18 protein-coding genes are annotated in these 16983 nt (G+C 63.6%); 1 reads left to right on the top strand and 17 read right to left on the bottom strand.

Annotated elements, in window-relative coordinates:
- Nucleotides 1-365 precede the first annotated feature (365 nt).
- The 3 genes from VLK31_RS22835 to VLK31_RS22845 form a co-directional block, all read right to left on the bottom strand.
- Entirely contained in the window at nt 366-677 is a 312-nt protein-coding gene (locus tag VLK31_RS22835) for a hypothetical protein (RefSeq protein WP_409170739.1), read from the bottom strand.
- A 117-nt stretch (nt 678-794) separates the two neighbouring features.
- Nucleotides 795-1418: a tyrosine-type recombinase/integrase gene (locus VLK31_RS22840; RefSeq protein ID WP_409170740.1), complete on the bottom strand. Its 624-nt coding sequence runs from the start codon at nt 1416-1418 to the stop codon at nt 795-797.
- 221 nt (nt 1419-1639) lie between these two features.
- The gene (locus tag VLK31_RS22845) at nt 1640-2128 is read right to left on the bottom strand and encodes a hypothetical protein (protein WP_409170741.1); all 489 of its coding nucleotides are present in this window, start codon (nt 2126-2128) and stop codon (nt 1640-1642) included.
- Nucleotides 2129-2229: 101 nt separating this feature from the next.
- Between VLK31_RS22845 and VLK31_RS22850 the strand changes: the two genes are divergently transcribed.
- A complete protein-coding gene (locus VLK31_RS22850) occupies nt 2230-2535 on the top strand; it encodes a hypothetical protein (RefSeq protein ID WP_409170742.1) in 306 nt (101 codons plus the stop codon).
- Nucleotides 2536-2903: 368 nt separating this feature from the next.
- On the opposite strand, the gene VLK31_RS22855 is transcribed toward VLK31_RS22850, so the two are convergent.
- The 14 genes from VLK31_RS22855 to VLK31_RS22920 all read right to left on the bottom strand — a co-directional run bounded on the left by VLK31_RS22855 (nt 2904) and on the right by VLK31_RS22920 (nt 16893).
- Complete coding sequence (locus VLK31_RS22855; RefSeq protein ID WP_409170743.1) at nt 2904-3221, bottom strand: hypothetical protein; 318 nt, start codon at nt 3219-3221, stop codon at nt 2904-2906.
- A gap of 172 nt (nt 3222-3393) precedes the next feature.
- Nucleotides 3394-3762, bottom strand: coding sequence for a hypothetical protein (locus VLK31_RS22860; RefSeq protein ID WP_409170744.1), 369 nt, complete (start codon nt 3760-3762; stop codon nt 3394-3396).
- A 302-nt stretch (nt 3763-4064) separates the two neighbouring features.
- Nucleotides 4065-4310 carry a hypothetical protein gene (locus VLK31_RS22865; RefSeq protein ID WP_409170745.1) on the bottom strand — a complete coding sequence of 82 codons (246 nt, stop codon included), beginning with the start codon at nt 4308-4310 and terminating at the stop codon, nt 4065-4067.
- Nucleotides 4311-4344: 34 nt separating this feature from the next.
- The gene (locus VLK31_RS22870) at nt 4345-4788 is read right to left on the bottom strand and encodes a hypothetical protein (protein WP_409170746.1); all 444 of its coding nucleotides are present in this window, start codon (nt 4786-4788) and stop codon (nt 4345-4347) included.
- On the bottom strand, nt 4785-5966 hold the full coding sequence (locus VLK31_RS22875) for a GGDEF domain-containing protein (RefSeq protein WP_409170940.1): 1182 nt from the start codon (nt 5964-5966) through the stop codon (nt 4785-4787). Before VLK31_RS22875 ends, VLK31_RS22870 begins: the two co-directional genes overlap by 4 nt.
- A 479-nt stretch (nt 5967-6445) precedes the next feature.
- On the bottom strand, nt 6446-7351 hold the full coding sequence (locus tag VLK31_RS22880; RefSeq protein ID WP_409170747.1) for an NAD(P)-dependent oxidoreductase: 906 nt from the start codon (nt 7349-7351) through the stop codon (nt 6446-6448).
- Nucleotides 7352-7358: 7 nt separating this feature from the next.
- Nucleotides 7359-8807 carry an aldehyde dehydrogenase family protein gene (locus VLK31_RS22885; RefSeq protein WP_409170748.1) on the bottom strand — a complete coding sequence of 483 codons (1449 nt, stop codon included), beginning with the start codon at nt 8805-8807 and terminating at the stop codon, nt 7359-7361.
- A gap of 43 nt (nt 8808-8850) precedes the next feature.
- The gene (locus tag VLK31_RS22890) at nt 8851-10254 is read right to left on the bottom strand and encodes an amidase (protein WP_409170749.1); all 1404 of its coding nucleotides are present in this window, start codon (nt 10252-10254) and stop codon (nt 8851-8853) included.
- A gap of 4 nt (nt 10255-10258) precedes the next feature.
- Nucleotides 10259-11752, bottom strand: a complete 1494-nt coding sequence (locus VLK31_RS22895) for an ABC transporter substrate-binding protein (protein WP_409170750.1) — start codon at nt 11750-11752, stop codon at nt 10259-10261.
- Nucleotides 11753-11795: 43 nt separating this feature from the next.
- Entirely contained in the window at nt 11796-12614 is an 819-nt protein-coding gene (locus VLK31_RS22900) for an ATP-binding cassette domain-containing protein (RefSeq protein WP_409170751.1), read from the bottom strand.
- Nucleotides 12611-13606 carry an ABC transporter ATP-binding protein gene (locus VLK31_RS22905; protein ID WP_409170752.1) on the bottom strand — a complete coding sequence of 332 codons (996 nt, stop codon included), beginning with the start codon at nt 13604-13606 and terminating at the stop codon, nt 12611-12613. Before VLK31_RS22905 ends, VLK31_RS22900 begins: the two co-directional genes overlap by 4 nt.
- A gap of 7 nt (nt 13607-13613) precedes the next feature.
- Nucleotides 13614-14507 (bottom strand): ABC transporter permease, encoded by an 894-nt coding sequence (locus VLK31_RS22910; protein ID WP_409170753.1) that lies wholly within the window; start codon nt 14505-14507, stop codon nt 13614-13616.
- Nucleotides 14504-15454 (bottom strand): ABC transporter permease, encoded by a 951-nt coding sequence (locus tag VLK31_RS22915; protein WP_409170754.1) that lies wholly within the window; start codon nt 15452-15454, stop codon nt 14504-14506. The genes VLK31_RS22910 and VLK31_RS22915 overlap by 4 nt, the downstream gene beginning before the upstream one ends.
- A 356-nt stretch (nt 15455-15810) precedes the next feature.
- Nucleotides 15811-16893: a tartrate dehydrogenase gene (locus VLK31_RS22920; protein WP_409170755.1), complete on the bottom strand. Its 1083-nt coding sequence runs from the start codon at nt 16891-16893 to the stop codon at nt 15811-15813.
- Between the last annotated feature and the right edge of the window lie 90 nt (nt 16894-16983).

Raw genomic sequence — 16983 nt, forward strand, 5'->3', positions numbered from 1 at the left:
GCAGCGTAAGGGCACTACAGAAGCGCTCAAACACATCGAATGCCGGTGCAACGAGCCGGCGAGCGCTGCGACACAACACGCGCGCTCGTCATCAAGTCAATTTACGACTTGATCAGATGTTCCCTAGCGGGGTCTTCTGGAGTTCTTCCGGCTTGCACTCGTCGGTGGCCACTTGGTCACGCCGCCGGTAGCCCGCTCGCTCCTCGTCGGGAAACAGAACGCTCGGGCTTGCCTTTCCGATGAGAAGAAGCTTTGCCGCGACCTGTGCGTCACTATGGCACCGAGGGCAAGCCTTCCCGGATTGCTGCGAAGCAGACATAGAACTCCTCTATTGACTGATGACGACGAGAGACCGCTTCTGGCCGTCAGGCGTCTCCGGCCAGTTTCACATCCCTCTCGGCCTTCCCGAGCAACCAGATTTCACTGCCAATCGGGACACTCTCCCTGGTGGCTGCAGGCAGCGTGCAAAAGAAGCTGAGCACTTTCGCCGGTGGGGTCTGGAATGGGATTTGGAAGAAGGCCCCGCAGTCAAGGCTCTCGCCGTCTGGTCGGACCACGCGAATCTGCTGGTTGACATCGAATCGATAGGCGGACGCGGGGAAGCCGGGGGCGATCATTAGTCCGCGCCCGGACACCAAAAACGTATCCTCGACACGGCAGAGCAAGAATTCGGGCATGTGTATTCAGGTTTGAAGTGGACGTCCGGTTTGGAGCAGATTGAGCACCAAAGCCGACTGACCGCTGCTGGCCGAATTTTGCCTTTTTGGACGCCCGCTGTGCGGGCGCCGCGAACATCATGCGTCAGTTTGCTCGGCCATCTCCAGCGCATCTTCCACCTCGATGCCGAGGTAGCGCACGGTGCTTTCCAACTTTGTATGTCCGAGCAAAAGCTGAACCGCGCGCAGATTCTTGGTCCGGCGGTATACCAGTGAGGCCTTCGTGCGCCGCATCGAATGCGTGCCGTAGGCCGCAGGATCCAATCCGATCTCCTCGACCCATCCGTCGACGATGCGCGCGTATTGGCGCGTTCCAAGGTGGGGAGATGTGCTCACCCGGCTCGGAAACAGAAAGTCCTCGGCGCGAAGGTGGGTGACCTTCATCCAATTCGCCACAGCTTCTCTTGTTGGGTCCGTGAGTTCGAATTGAACAGGACGCCCGGTCTTTTGCTGGATCACGCTGGCCCGAGCGGCAGCACGGTCGCCGGTGGCGACGTCGCGTACACGTAGTTTGACCAGGTCGCATGCTCGAAGCTTGCTGTCAATGCCCAAGTTGAACAGCGCCAGTTCGCGGGTTCGGCAGGAAAGCTGCAAGCGCACACGGATCGCCCAGATCTCCTTGAGCCTGAAAGGCCTCTTCTGTCTGACGCGCTTGTCCTTGTTCCATGGGGGGCGGGGTGTTGAGGCGGTCGGGAATTCCATGTCGGTCTCCTTCGCAGTTTGGGGACCGACACTTTGCCCCTGCTTGGATGGCTTCGCTGGGCCCCAAGCGGCCGTACGGATTTCTCGCAAGCTGCCGCTCAATTTTCGCTGCATACGGAACATGGCGTCGGTTACTCGGTTGCAGCCTTGTCAACTATCAATGGAGTCCAGATTGGACCGGAAGCGGGTACTGGCGAATATCCATCTCCTCGAACGGACACCTATCTCGCACGCGGCGGCGGCGAAACCGCCATCTCTAGGACAGACTTGGAATAGCTGGTTGCCCCGTCACGGTCCGGGCGCTTCAGCTCATCCATCACATACGCAGTGCTGACGGTGGCTCCGACGACGAAGAGCCGGCGATCTGACTTCCGACCTGCATAGATCGACTCCTCAACTGTCGATCCATCGGTTTGCTTTAGGCGGAAGCTGTTGACTTGAGCCGCCCAGCGAGAGTCTTGCCCGGCAAAAAACATTTCCGTGATTTCCCCGGCAATGACTTTCATCTTGATCCTTCCGACCCGAATGCTCTCCCACCAAGCGTCGGAACCGAAGAGGCCGTGCGTACCGCGGAGGCCGAGAAAAGGCTTCTCCAAGTTGAGTGTCATCGCCTGCACCTGCGCAACGTACTCCGGCTTTGCCTTGAGTTCGTCCCTTAAGGTGTAGACGATTCGCATCGGGTTCGCAAGCCTCTCAAGGTTCAGGTACATGCGATCTGGCTCCATAAGTAAGGGACGGCTGCTCCTGCGGAGTCATGAGCTTTGAGAAGTCGCCGATTGCATTCGCACGCTGTTCTGCGACGAGCGGTGTGATGTCTTCGATCGAAAAAAGTACGTCTGCCCATAGCCAACCCTCGATCAGCGAGATGCGGACGTTTGCGAATGCTACGAGTTGGCTCATATCAGATGAATTGCAGCATTGTGTCAAATGTCTGGTGTTGGCCGAAGCCGGCTGGCCGGCGGTAGTCAATGCGCGGCGTCGGAACGGTTACGCGGCGCGCTGCAGGCAGCAAAGTAACTCGCGGCGGGCGTCCGAAGCGGTTTCCCGCATTCAGAGCAAGGTGGCCCGTAAAGGCTTAGGCGATGGTGGTAAAGAGCAAGAGGATTGGTTTCTTTGAAGCCAGTGATGCGCTCGTACGTCGCTAGCGCTTGCTCTCCAAGGTCCGCCTGTGCCTGACGTAAGTCAGTTCCTGTTTTCTCACGATATTCCCGTATCTGCGCCATGAAACTCGTAGGGAAGACAAGTTGATATTCCTCCTCAGTGAGAATCGAAAGGTCGATTTTGCATCGCCAGCAATACATAGAGATGGCCACTCTTCCTCGATCCTTTCTATGAGGCACATGCCTTCCGGCAGCAAAAACAGCGTGTCCGGCTGAACGACCGGTTTTGGCCGGCGACGGAAGTCTAGGTTGCGCTTCCAAAGCTAACGAAGTTGCCACGCCGGAACGGCCACAGTTCAAATGGCGATGAAGTCACGTCGACTGCTCAGCAGGCAAGATGGCCGAATATCACCTTGTCGCTCGGAAACAGCGGAAACGACATATCTTGTTTGATGCATATTTCTTCTCCATCACGGGTGACATGAATGTCCACCAGCACAAAAGTTGGGTCGTCACGCGACAGGTGGTACCTAAAATATTTCGGCGGGTCGTGCGGCACAGCGTAGGCGCCGGTCCTTGCTTCAATCTGCTCAAGCATTTCAGCGATATTGGTGCACGGCAACATCAATCCAGGCTGTGCGACGAACGCATTCAAAGATTGGTCGAAGACCAACACTTGGCCGCGAGGATGTACTTCAGGCATTTGATTGGCTTGGATTTGGCAGTGGCAATCTCGAATTCGGCCTGTCTAGCGAAGGGCTGTTCCTGGCCGACTGTAGCCTCACGCGCGGCTGGTGCAAAGTGCCCCAAGCAAGCCAGTCACGAGCGACAACTGTCGAGCAATCTATTCGTCCGCGCGGGCCGTGCCCATCGCTTCAATCAAGCGCCGTGCCAAGACGTCGCTTGATCACGACGAAGCGCCACGCCGCGAGGCACGTCAACAAGGCGCCCACACCCCAGGACGTCCAGAGGGCCGCCAAAAGCGTGAACCCTTGCGCGATGTCACCCATGTGCGCCCAGAACGACTGGCTCGCGTTTCGAAAGCTCATCAGCCAGGCGCGCTCGAGATACCACACCGCAGGCGGCATTGCGGCGACGCACGATGCGTAGCCAAGGCTTGCGGTTAGCGGGCCGATGAGACCGCGCCAGACGGCTCGCCGCCAAATGAGAAAGGCGACAAATGCAAGGGTTGCGAAGGCAAAAAATCCCACCAGCACGAGCGTATTAAGCAAAGCATTTGTCATGTTCTGATGGACGCGCAGTTGTTTCCGTAGAAGTGAATTGCACTGTACCGATGCAGCCGGCACCGCCGCTTCAATCGATTGAAGGAATCTCTAGACGCTCAGCAAGGGCGCACTGAAATAGCCGACCGTTCGCAGCCCGGCCGGCGCCGCCGTGGCGGCCAAGGCACCGCGGCACAGGGCATCGGTCCATCTGCAGACCGGGGCGAAGAACGACGGCTCGTGGCCGCGTGCTGCCGCCGCCCAATAGCCGCAACGACGAATGGCTGCCGCCTGGCTGAACATCGGCCCACTGTTCCTTGCCATCAAGGGAGGGTCAGGTCCAAACCGAGCATCCTGCTAAGCCCGAAGGCGAGGAGCGAAAGGACCAGAAGCGATAGCACGAAGACTGCAGCCACCTTGCCGCCCGCGCGCAGCACCGCGCTCTGCTTCTCCTTCCCCTCTTTCCCCTGCTTCCCCTTCTCATAGTGCCACTTGATGGCGAAGAACATGCCCGCGCCGAACACGAGAACCTTGAACGCAATGAAGACTATCGGGACCCAATCCATCATTTTTCAGTATTTCCAGGCTATTACTTTGCACTATCTATCGTGAGGGGCGCGGGTCTGCAATCAGTCTCAAGCCGACACCCGACGCGCAACCGCGTATGTCCGCTCCCGCCGGGTTCTGCTTGCGATGTCGCTTCATCGAACTGCTCAACCGTCCACTCTGTGATCGCGCCACCGCCAGGGTGACCAGCCAAGCGGCCGGGTGCTCGCTGTTTGAACAGCCGGCATTGACCGTTTCTGCTTGGAACTCGACCCGGTTTCGGGCTTGACCTGCAATCTCGAACGTCGCGCAGTATCGAGCATCAGCGAGTGCTTCGCTGATGCGGGGAACGGTTTCCGAGATCTGGTCTGAACTCATGGTTGAAGAGACGAAATGGTTCAAGAAGATGGTCGACAGAAAGGCTGCCCTTTGTTCAATGGTCAGCCCTGTCGCATTGGTGGGCTTTCCAAACCAGTCAATGCCCGCGGCGATTGAAGTCATGCTGCGACTTTGCCGAGAGCGGCTCCCGCCACCTTCACCCGGTTGCGCCCGGCCGACTTGCCATCGTAGAGGGCCGCGTCGGCTTCTTTCAGGGCAGCTGTCAGAGCATCTGCGCTCTTGAAGGCGTTCGAAATTCCGAGCGTGATCGTGCAATGCAGCGGGTGGTCGATCCCCTCGACAACGGTCGCGGTGTTTTCGATGACCGTGCGCAAGCGCTCTGCCAGGTGCGTGACTTCGTCAACGTCGGTGTTCATGCAGACGACAACGAATTCTTCACCGCCCGTGCGGACCGTCAAATCTCCCTCGTGCACGTGGGTGCGCAGAACGTCTGCCACACGGCACAGCACCAGGTCCCCCGCGTGGTGACCGTAGCGGTCGTTGACGCGCTTGAAGTGGTCCACATCGGCCATCACCAAATAGGCCGAAGCGGCCGTGCGTGATCTGAAATGTCGTTGCAGCGCTTCCGTGAGTCTTCGGCGATTGAGCAACTTCGTCAAGGGGTCGCGCGCGGCCACGTTGCGCAACTCGTCGGTCAGCCGGCGCAACACCAACCAGATGATCGATGGCGGCAGCACGGTGGCCAGGAATGACATGTAGACATAGAACACGAGCTGAAAACTTCCGCCCATGCGCAGTGCATCCAGCCCCGTGCCCAGAAGATTCACAAACTTGATCGCGTTGAGGATGCAGATGCCGCTGATCAGCACTGCAAAAAATATCATCTCGCCGTACAGGTCCCTGGCAAACGTGAGCACGCCGTAGATCACGGTGATGGTCATGACCAGGAACAGCAGCGCGGACATGCCGGACAGCATGGCGTATCGGGAGACCGGACCGAAGCCCCATTGCACCAGCAGCTGCGCCACGGTGTAGGCGCCGGCCATTGCAAGCAGCGGGCGCCACAAGGGGACGGATCGGCCAAAGAACCGCATGGCGCCCAGCCAATAGGCCACCGGCGCAACGAGCGTGAGCGTGTGATTGGCGACGCTCATCCAACTCCAGGCGGGGCCTCCTTCGGCAAATTGCAGTGCATATGCCGAGCCCAGCAACAGGTTGCCCACCGCAAAGAAGTCCATGCCCATCTTGTTGCCGTGCAGGCGCTTGCTGATGAGAAAGAACATCGCCGAGAAGCACAAAAGGTGTGCGCACAGCATGCCGATGAGAATGGTTGAGACCATGTTGATGCCGAGAGAAGGGGCCAGAAGGACTGGCTCGCAAGGCCAGGTGGCATCGAACTGGCGCTGCGCATAAAGGCGTGGCAGCCATTGCCAGAAAAAGGCATCGGTGGCTCGATGTCCGGTGTCTGAATGTGGCCGTATTGTGCCGGTCGCGGGCAAGAGTCTCAGCTTCCCTGTAGCAGCCACTGCACCGTGACTCGATGGGAGACCATCATGAAAACCGCGGGAAGGGCCATCCATCTCTGGACATGTGAATCAAGCGTGCTGGATCAACGCCGGATGATTTCCGTTTCTCCAGCAGACTTCACTGCATGCCCCGCGGCAGAACGGAACGGCCAACGCCACAGCGGCGCTCATCGTGCGCAGGGCATCGGGTGCTCCCCGCAGCGAAATAAAGGAGGAGGGGCGCAGCCCCGGGGGACATTCGCGGAGGGGAGCACCCGGTGTCCTGTGCACCCGCCCTGAAGGAAGCAAAAAACTCAGCGCAGCGCTTCCACCAGATCCAGCACCATCCGGTCGCCACCAAACTTCTCGATCCCCTGCGTCAACAGCGCATCCACAGCCTGAGCAATGCCATGCCCTGCAGACGACTGCTCAGCCATGTCGTTGTAGTACCCCAGGTCCTTCTTCGCATTCGCCATCGAGAACTTCAGCGAATCGGTGCTGCCCGTCAGCAGCTTGGGCTTGACGCGCTCCAGCGCCACGCCGTTGCCACCGCCCTTGGCCAGCACGTCCACGAACACATCGGGCTTCACACCCGCGCGCTCCGCACAGGCCGCGGCCTCGCACAGCAACGCCACGGTGCCCAGCGACACAAAGTTGTGCAGCAACTTCATCGCATGCCCTGCACCGATGCCGCCCACGTGCGTGATGTTCTCGGCAAAGCAGCGCAGCAGCGGCAGGCATGATGCCAACACCTCCGCGTCCCCACCCACCAGCAGGTTCAACCGGCCTTCGGCTGCTTCTTTCGCGGTGCGCGTCATCGGCGAATCGATGAACTTGCCGCCCTTCGCGCTCACCGCCTCGGCCACCTTGGCGGTGGAGGCTGGCACGGCCGTCGAGCAGTCGATCACCACCGTGCCGGGGCGCAGCGTGCTCAAGGCGCCGCTGTCGCCCAGCATCACCGCCTCGACCTGCGGCGTGCCCGTGACGCACAGAATCAGCACGTCGACCTGCGCGGCCAGCGTGGCCACATCTTTCACCGACGTGGCACCGGCCTTCAGCAGGCCGTCGATCGGCTGGTTGCCCGCGTGCTCCAGCACCGTCAGGTGGTGACCGTGCTTGACGATGTTGCTGGCAATGCCGTGGCCCATCAGGCCGACGCCGACGAGGCCGACGCGCATTTTTTCTTGAGGGCTGGAAGTTTGTTGTTCAGTGGAGGTCATGGTCATGTCATCCGTGCTTGATTGCGATGGTCTTGAGGGTCGTGAAACCGAGCAGGGCCTCAAAGCCCTTCTCGCGGCCGAAGCCGCTAGCCTTCACGCCGCCGAAGGGCAGTTCTACACCACCCGCCGCACCGTAATTGTTGACGAAGACCTGCCCGCAGTGCAGCTTGTGCGCCATGCGCAGCTGGCGCGCGCCGTCGCGGGTCCACACGCCGGCCACCAGGCCAAAGTCCGTGCCGTTGGCCAGGCGCACCGCCTCGGCCTCGTCGGCAAAGGGCATCACCACCAGCACCGGGCCGAACACTTCGCGCTGCGCCAGGTCGCTGTCGTGCGGCACGTCGCGAAACAGCACGGCCTCTTGATAGAAGCCGGTGGCCGACGCATGGGGCGACACCGTGCCGCGCGCCGCCACCTTCATGCCGTTCGCCTCTGCAGTGGCGACCATGTCGCGCACCTGGCGGAACTGCTTTTCGTTGATGAGCGGGCCCATGTCCAGGTCTTCGGCGGGCGTGCCCGCGCGAACCGCGGCAAAGCGCTTGGCCAGCCGCTGCACCACCTCTTCATAGATCGATTGCTCCACCAGCACGCGGCTGCCCGCCGAGCAGGTCTGGCCCGCGTTCTGGACGATGGCGTTCACCAGCACCGGCTCGGCCGCGTCCAGGTCGGCGTCGGCAAACACGATCTGTGGCGACTTGCCACCCAGCTCCAGCGTTACCGGGCAGTGGCGCTCGGCCGCGGCCAAGCCCACGCTGCGGCCGGTCATGGTCGAGCCGGTGAAAGAAATATGGTCGATGCCCGGGTGCGCGCACAGCGCCGCGCCGGCTTCCTTGCCGTAGCCCGTCACCACGTTCAGCGCGCCAGCGGGAAAGCCCACTTCAGTTGCAATCTCGGCCAGGCGCAGCAGCGAGAGGCTGGCATCTTCGGCCGGCTTCACCACGCACGCGTTGCCCGCGGCCAGCGAGGCGCCCACGCTGCGGCCCGCAATCTGCATCGGGTAGTTCCAGGGAACGATGTGGCCCGTCACGCCGTGCGGGTTGCGCACGGTGAGCACGGTGTAGCCGCGCTCGTAGGGCAGCGTGTCGCCGTGCAGCTTGTCGCAGGCGCCGGCGTAGTACTCCATGTAGCGGGCCAGCGCGGTGGCGTCGTTGCGCGCCACGCGCAGCGCCTTGCCGGTGTCGCGCGCTTCCAGCTGGGCCAGCTCTTCATGGTGTTCCAACACGGCGGCGCCCAGCTTGGCTAGCAAGCGGCCGCGCTGCAGCGCGGTCATCGCGCCCCAGGGGCCGTCGAAGTTCTCGCCCATGGCCTGGCGCGCGGCGCGCACGGCGGTGTCGATGTCGGCGGCTGTGCCGCGTGCGATCTCGCCGAATTTTTTGCCATCGCTCGGATCGATCACGTCGATGGTGGCGTTGCCTTCGGACGGCACGCGGCCCCCGTCGATGTAGTGGGTTGCGTTCATGTGTTTTGTCTCCTTGCAGTCAGCGCCGTCAGACGCTGCAATGTCACTTTGGTTCCGGCCAGGGCTTTTGCGCTTCGCGGATCTGCTCGAACGCGCGGCTGAACTGCAGCACGCCCAGGTCGTCGAAGCGGCGTCCGGCAATCTGCAGGCCAATGGGCAAGCCTTCGGCCGAGTAGCCGCAGTTGATCGATGCGGCCGGTTGCTCCGACATGTTGTACGGCACGGTGAAGCCGATGTGCTCCAGCGGCAGCATCGGGTCGTTGGTGGGCGAGGCGTGGTCCGCGGGCGCGGGCATGTTCGGCGACACCGGCGAGAGCACGAAGTCGTAGGCCTTGGTGGCCGCCACCGTGGCCACGCGCGTGGCGATGAACTGGCTATAGGCGTCGAAGATGTGCGCACCCGAAAAACCGGCGGCGCTCTCGGCCCATTCGCGGATGTACGGCAGGATCTTGCCGCGCTGCTCGGCCGTCATGGCCTGCATGTCCAGGCAGGAGCGCATGCGCCAGAAGTGGTCCATGCCCTGCAGCATCTTCGGCGTCATGAAGGCGCCTATTTCTTCCACCTGCGCGCCGGCCGCTTCGATGCGCTTGGCGGCGCGGCGAATGGCAGCGGCAATCTGTGGGTCGAGCGGCAGGCCGCAGCCCGCGTCCATGTGCAGCGCCACGCGCTTGCCCTTCAGGAACGACGGGTCGACCTCGAAGGCGTTCCAGTCGATCGATGGCTCGGGCAGCTCGGAGTAGTCGCGGTCGTCCGGCTGCGCGAGCGAGGCCATCACCAGCGCGGAGTCGGCCACGGTGCGCGTCATCGGCCCGGCGCAGCGGCCCATGTAGGGCGTGCTCAGCGGAATGCGCCCGAAGCTGGGCTTGAGCGTGTAGATGCCGCACCAGCTCGCTGGCAGGCGCAGCGACCCGCCGATGTCGGTGCCCACGTGCAGCGGGCCGTAGCCGGCCGCGGCCGCCGCACCGGCGCCGGCGCTGGAGCCGCCCGGCGTGCGCGACAGGTCCCATGGGTTGCGCGAGAGTTCATGAAAGCTCGACAGGCCCGACGACAGCATGCCCAGGTCGGGCATGGTGGTCTTGGCGACCAGCACCGTGCCGTCTTCCTTCAGGCGCGCGGCGGGGGGCGAGTCTTGCTGCATCGGCACCAGCGCGTAGGCGGCGGTGCCCAGCGGCATCGGGTCGCCTTCGGTCGCAAGGTTGTCCTTGATGGTCACGGGCACACCGTCGAGCGTGCTGCGCGGCGTGCCTGCAAGCCAGCGGGCCTCGGAGGCGCGTGCCTGTTCCAGCGCGAGCTCGGGGCGGAAGAGCCAGGTGGCGTGCAGCTCCGGCTCGTAGGCGGCAATGCGCTCGTTGACCGAGCGCGTCACTTCCACCGGTGACAGTTCCTTGGCGGCGTAGGCGGCGTGCAGCTCCTGCACGCTCAGGGAATACAAAGGCTTTGTCGTCATCGCATCAACCCCAGGAAATGGCGGCCAGGTCGTTCACCACGATCGGCATGTTCGGCCACAGGCCCTTCACTTCCTTGCGCGCGATGGTCGGAAACACCGCCTGGTACAGGAAGCCGTTCACCGCGTCGGTGGCCAGCATGCGTTGGGCGTCGCCCAGCAGGTCGGCGCGGCGCTTCTTGTTCTCTTCGTTCTGAATGGTGACGAACAGGTCGCGAAATTTCTTGGAGTCGTAGCCCCAGTAGTAGTCGGCCTCGGTGTACTTCACCAGGTCGAACGGCTCCACGTGCGCCACCATCGTCAGGTCGAAGTCGTGTGCGCCGCCAAAGGTGCCGCTGAGCCACTGGGCCCACTCCACGTTCTGAATCTTCACGACGATGCCGATCTGCGCGAGCTGCGCCGCAATCATCTCGCCGCCCTGGCGTGCGTAGGAGGGCGGGGGCAGTTGCAGGCGCAGCTCCAGCGGCGTTTTGACGCCGGCTTCGGCCAGCAGCTTCTTGGCCTTTTCGATGTCGAAGGGGTTGATCGACGTCGTGTCGATGAAGCCCGGCGCGCCCATGGCGTAGTGGCTGCCAATGGGCTTGCCGAAGCCGTCCGCCGCGCCCTGCACGATCGCGTTGCGGTCGATGGCCGCCAGAATGGCGCGCCGCACGCGCACGTCGTCCAGCGGCTTCTTGCGGTTGTTGATCGTCAAGATCACCTTGCCGCGCGTGCCCACTTCAATCACCTGAAAACGCGGGTTGCCCTTGAACTGAGCCACCGAGCGCGTGCCCGCGCGCGGAAAGATGTCGATGTCGTTGGCCATCAGCGCGGCCGTCTGCGCGGCGGTGTCCGACATGAAGCGGAACACAAAGCGCTCTGTCTTGGCCAGGCTCGGGTCGCGGTAGGTCGGCGACTTCACCAGCGTGCAGGAGGCGCCGCGCTGCCAAGCGCTCAGCTTGTAGGGGCCGGTGCCCACGGGGGCGGTGGCGTTGGTGTCGGCGCTCTTGGGCTCGACGATGCAGGCGGTCGACTGGCCGAGCATGAAGGGCAGGTCGGAATTGGGCAGCGTGCTGTTCACGCCCACGCTGTGCTCGTCGAGCACCACGGTGCCTATTTCGCTGAAGAAACGCTTGTCCTTGTTGGTGCTCTTGGCACCGCCGGCGCGGTCGAACGCAAACTTGACCACCGCCGCATTGAAGGGCTGGCCGTTCTCGAACTTCACTCCCTTGCGCAGCTTGAAGACGAAGGTCTTCATGTCGGGCGAGAACGACCAGCTCTCCGCCAGCATCGGCGTGACGGAGCCGTCGGCGTTCACCTTGGTGAGCGTCTCGAAGATGTTGTACTGCGTGATTTCCGCAATGGCCGATGCGGCGCCGGTGGTCGGGTCCAGGCCCGGCGGTTCTAGCGGCATGCCGATCGTCAGCGTGTTCTTGCCGGCCTGCGCGCGCGCCTGGGGTAAGAAGACCCCCGGAATCGCTGCCGCCATGGCGGAACTCATCAGTGTGCGGCGCTTCAACATTCGATAGGTCCTGGAGGTGAGGGGAAAAAAGGGAACGCCCGCGTCAGCGGGACGGCGTGTGCAGCACCGCCGAAAGCAGCGTGCGCGTGTACTCATGCTGCGCATGCGCGAACAGGTCGGCCGGTCGGCCGCGTTCGACGATGCGGCCCTTGAAGACCACGCAGACCTCGTCGCACAGGTGGTTGACCACCGCCAGGTCATGGCTGATCAGCAGGTAGCTGATGCCGTACTGCTGCTGCAGGTCCTGCATGAGGTTGAGCACCTGCGCCTGCACCGACACGTCGAGCGCGCTCACGGGCTCGTCGGCCACGATGAGTTTGGGCCGCGTGATGAGCGCGCGCGCAATTGCGATGCGTTGGCGCTGCCCGCCCGAGAACTCGTGCGGGTACTTGTCCATGTCGGTGGTGCGCAGGCCCACGGCGGCCAGTGTTTCCGACGCGCGTTCGCGTTGTTCGGCGCGGCTGGTTTCTGCCAGGGCTTCCAGCGGTTCGGCCACGATGCGCGCGACCGTCTGGCGCGGATCGAGCGAGCCGTAAGGGTCCTGAAACACCATCTGAAAGTCTCGACGCGCGGTGCGCAGATCGTTCTTCGACAGCTTGTGCAGGTCGCGGCCTTCAAGCGACACGGTGCCCGATGTGGGCGTGTCCAGCGCCATCACCAGGCGCGCGATGGTCGACTTGCCCGAGCCCGATTCGCCCACGATGCCCACGCTCTTGCCGGCATGCACGTCGAAGCTCACGCCGTTGAGCGCCTTCACGGTCGGCGGCGGACCGAAGAGCTTTTCGCGCGGCAGCGCGTAGTGGCGGTACAGGTTGTTGACGGCAAGCAAGGGCTGGCCGGGAGAGGTCTTGGCTTGGCTCATGCGGTGGCGCCCCGGGCGGTCATGGCGGCAATTTCGCCCAGGCGCAGGCAGCGCACCGTGTGGTCGCCGGGCAGCAGCGTGGCCTGCGGGCGCGTGCTGTGGCACAGGTCGATGGTGTGCGCGCAACGCCCGGCAAAGGCGCAGCCGCGCGGCATGTCGACCAGCTCGGGCACGCTGCCGCGAATGGTCGGCAAGCGGCCGGCGCGCACCGCGCCCAGCGCAGGGCGCGCCGCGAACAGGCCGCGCGTGTAGGGGTGGGCGCGACCGGCGAAGACGGTGTCCGTCGGGCCGCTTTCCACGGCGCTGCCGCCGTACATCACCAGCATGCGCTGCACGCTGTTGGCAATCACGCCCAGGTCGTGCGATATCAGGATCAGCGCCATGCCCATTTCGGCGACCAGGTTCTGTATCAGGTCGAGCACCTGCTTCTGAATGGTCACGTCCAGCGCGGTGGTGGGCTCGTCTGCAATCAGCAGATCGGGCCCGCAGGCCAGCGCCATGGCAATGCCGATGCGCTGGCGTTGCCCGCCGGAGAACTGGTGCGGATACGCATCGAGGCGCGAGGCTGCATCCGGAATGCCCACGCGCTCCAGCAGCGCCAGCGCTTCCTTGCGGGCCTGGGCCTTCGTGAGGCCGCGGTGCAACTGCAGCGGCTCGCCGACCTGGCGCGCAATGGTGTGCACCGGGTTCAACGCGGTCATCGGCTCCTGAAAGATCATGCCGATGCGGTTGCCGCGCACCTGGCACATCTGCTTTTCAGGCAGGCCGACCAGCTCCTGCCCGTCGAGCTTGATGCTGCCCGTGACCTGTGCGCTGGAGGGCAGCAGGCCCATGAGCGACATCACGGTGATCGACTTGCCGCAGCCCGACTCGCCCACGATGCCCAGCGTTTCGCCGCGCTCCAGCGAGAAAGAAATGCCGCGCACGGCCTGCGCCGGCCCGCGCTGTGTTTGCAGGCCGATCTGGAGGTTGTTGACTTCGAGGAGGGGCATGGCGTTCTCAGCGTGCGCGGGCAAGGCGGGGGTCGAGCAAGTCGCGCAGGCCGTCGCCCAGCATGTTCAGGCCGAGCACTGCCAGGGCAATCGCCATGCCGGGGAAGACGGCCAGCAGCGGCTGCTGGAACATGAGGGTCTGCGCTTCGCTGAGCATGCGGCCCCACGAAGGCTGCGGCGGCTGCGTGCCCAGGCCCAGGTACGACAGCGCCGCCTCGGCCAGGATTGCGATCGCGAAGCGAATGGTGATCTGCACGATCAGCACGGCCGATATGTTGGGCAGCACATGCTGCATGGTGATGGCGAAGCTGCCCTTGCCGCAGGCGCGCGCGGCGGCCACGTACTCGCGCGACCAGATGGCGTTGGCCGATGCGCGCGTGATGCGCGCGAAGGTCGGAATGTTGTAGATGCCGATGGCCACGATGGCGTTCACGATGCCCGCGCCGAACACAGCGGTCATCATGATGGCCGAGAGAATGGCGGGAAAGGCGAGCGTGAAGTCCGACAGGCGCATCACGGCTTCTTCCACCCAGCCGCGCTTGGCGGCGGCCAGCAGGCCCAGCGCGGTGCCCGCCACCAGGCCGATGCCCACGGCGATGACGCCCACCAGGATGGACGCGCGCGCGCCCACCAGCAGCAGCGAGGCCACGTCGCGCCCGTAGGCGTCAGTGCCCAGCCAGTGCGAGCCCGACGGCGCCTGCATCTTGTTGGCCATGTCCATCGCATAGGGCGACCAGGGCGTCCACACGAAAGACAGGAGCGCGGCGATGAGCAGCAGCGCTGCCAGCACGGCGCCAATGACAAAGCTGCGATGCCTTACGGCGCGTTGCCAGAAGCCGGGGAGCTTGAGCGCCGCGGTGCTGGGAGCGACAGTGGCGGTGGTGGCTGTGGTGGCGTTCATATGTCGCTGGCCTTGATGCGCGGGTCGATCACGGCGTAGAGCACGTCGACCACGAAGTTCACGATGACCACCATGGCCGCGAGCAGCATCACGCAGTTGCGCACGACGATGAGGTCGCGGTTGCTGATGGCCTGGAATATGAGCCGGCCCAGGCCCGGGAGGTAGAACACGTTCTCCACCACGATGGTGCCGGCGAGCAGCTCGGAGAACTGCATGCCCATCACGGTGATGACGGGGATCATGGCGTTGCGCAGCACGTGGGTCCAAAGCACCATGCGCTGCGACACGCCCTTGGCGCGCGCGGTGCGCACGAAGTCTTCGCGCATCACTTCGAGCACGGCGGATCGCGTGATGCGCGCGAGGATCGCGGCCTGAACGACAGCGAGCGAAAGGGCAGGCAGCAGCAGCGACTTGATGCCCGCGAAGAAGCCTTCGCCCCAGCCCTCGAAGCCGCCAGCGGAGAACCACTGCAGCTTCACGGAGAACACGAGGATGAGCAGAATCGCGAACCAGAAATTCGGAATGGCAATGCCGACCTGCGCCATGCTCATGAGGCCCACGTCGCCTAGTTTGTTGTGGCGCGCCGCGGCGGTTACGCCCACCAGCAATGCGATGACGGTGGTGAAGAACATGGCGAGCAGCGCCAGGGGCATCGTGAGCGCGAGGCGTTCGAGGATGAGGTCGAGCACGGGCGAGCTGTAGGCGTAGCTGTCGCCCAGGTTGCCGGTGAGCAGGCCGCCGATCCAGTGCCAGTAGCGCGTCCACGCGGGCAGGTCCAGCCCGAGTTTGGTGGCCAGTGCCGCGACGGCTTCGGGCGCGGCGTCGGGGCCCATGAGCATTTGCGCTGCGTTGCCAGGCAATATTTCCAGCACGAGGAACACGATGATCGATGCGCCGACCAGGGTGCCGAGCAGCGTCAATGTGCGCTTGAGCAGGAACAGGCCCATTTCAGTGACTCCGCTGTGGTTGGGTTGTATTGCGTTCAGGGCCCTGTTTTTTGGGGCGCTGTTGTTCAGGGCGCGTGCACAGGCCGCCGGGTACTCCCCTCCGCGAATGTCCCCCGCTTCGCTCCTCCTTTATTTCGCTGCGGGGAGTACCCGACGCCCTGTGCACAGGGCACGCTCGTGGGGATCCCGCGATCAACGACCGCTCCTGACAGCGCACACGCCGATGGGGTGCCTTGCGCAGCGAAATAAAGGAGGAGGCCGCAGGCCGGGGGACATTCGCGGAGCAAGGTACCCGTCGGCGTGGGCGCGCCCTGAACGACGCACACCAAGCTCAACGACACAAGCCCAAAAAAGCGTCATGCCGAAATGCATTCAGCAATAGCGCGACCGACGTCCACGGTATTGGCCGTACCGCCCATGTCGCGCGTACGAGGCCCTTCGCTCAAAACCGTCTCGATGGCAGCAACCACGGCCGCCGAGGCTTGTGCGTACACCGGGTCGTTGTTGCCCAAGTGGTCCAGCATCATTGCGGCCGACCAGATCTGGCCGATCGGGTTGGCGATGCCCTTGCCCGCAATGTCCGGCGCCGAACCATGCACCGGCTCGAACAGCGACGGAAACTTGCGCTCCGGGTTCAGGTTGGCCGACGGCGCAATGCCAATGGTGCCCGTGCAGGCCGGCCCCAGGTCGGACAGGATGTCGCCGAACAGGTTGGAGGCCACCACCACGTCGAACCAGTCCGGGTGCTGCACAAAGTGCGCGCACAAAATGTCGATGTGGTACTTGCTGGTCGCAATGTCGGGGTGGCGCTTGGCAATTTCGGCCAGGCGCTCGTCCCAGTAAGGCATGGTCACCGAGATGCCGTTCGACTTGGTCGCGGCCACCAGGTTCTTGCGCGGGCGGCGGCTGGCCAGCTCGAACGCGTATTCGATGATGCGGTCCACACCCACGCGGGTGAACACCGCCTCTTGAATGGCCATCTCGCGCGGCGTGCCTTCGAACAGGCGCCCGCCCACCGAGGTGTACTCGCCTTCGGTGTTCTCGCGCACCACCAGAAAGTCGATGTCGCCGGGCTTGCGGTGCGCCAACGGACTGGGCACGCCGGGCATCAGGCGCACCGGGCGCAGGTTGACGTACTGGTCGAAGTCGCGGCGGATCTTGATCAGCAGACCCCACACGGCAATGTGATCGGGCACCTTGTCGGGTGCGCCCACCGCGCCGAAGTAAATGGCGTCGTGGCCCTGGATCTTGTCGGCCCAGTCGGCCGGCATCATCAGGCCGGTGCGTACGTAGTGGTCGGAGCCCCAGTCGAAATGGTCGTACGAAAAGTCGATGCCAAAACGGCGGCCGACAGCGTCGAGCACGCGCAAACCTTCGGGCATGACCTCGACGCCGATACCGTCTCCGGGAATGACGGCAATCCTGTGCTTTTTCTGCATTGACTCAACCTGTTCCAAATTTCGTTGCTGTTGCGGACCCGGGCTCGTGACACAGGGCCAGACAAAAATTCTAGAAGCGTGTTCCGTGCC

This window comes from Variovorax sp. H27-G14 (assembly GCF_046156345.1).
Classification (GTDB): Bacteria; Pseudomonadota; Gammaproteobacteria; order Burkholderiales; family Burkholderiaceae_C; genus Variovorax.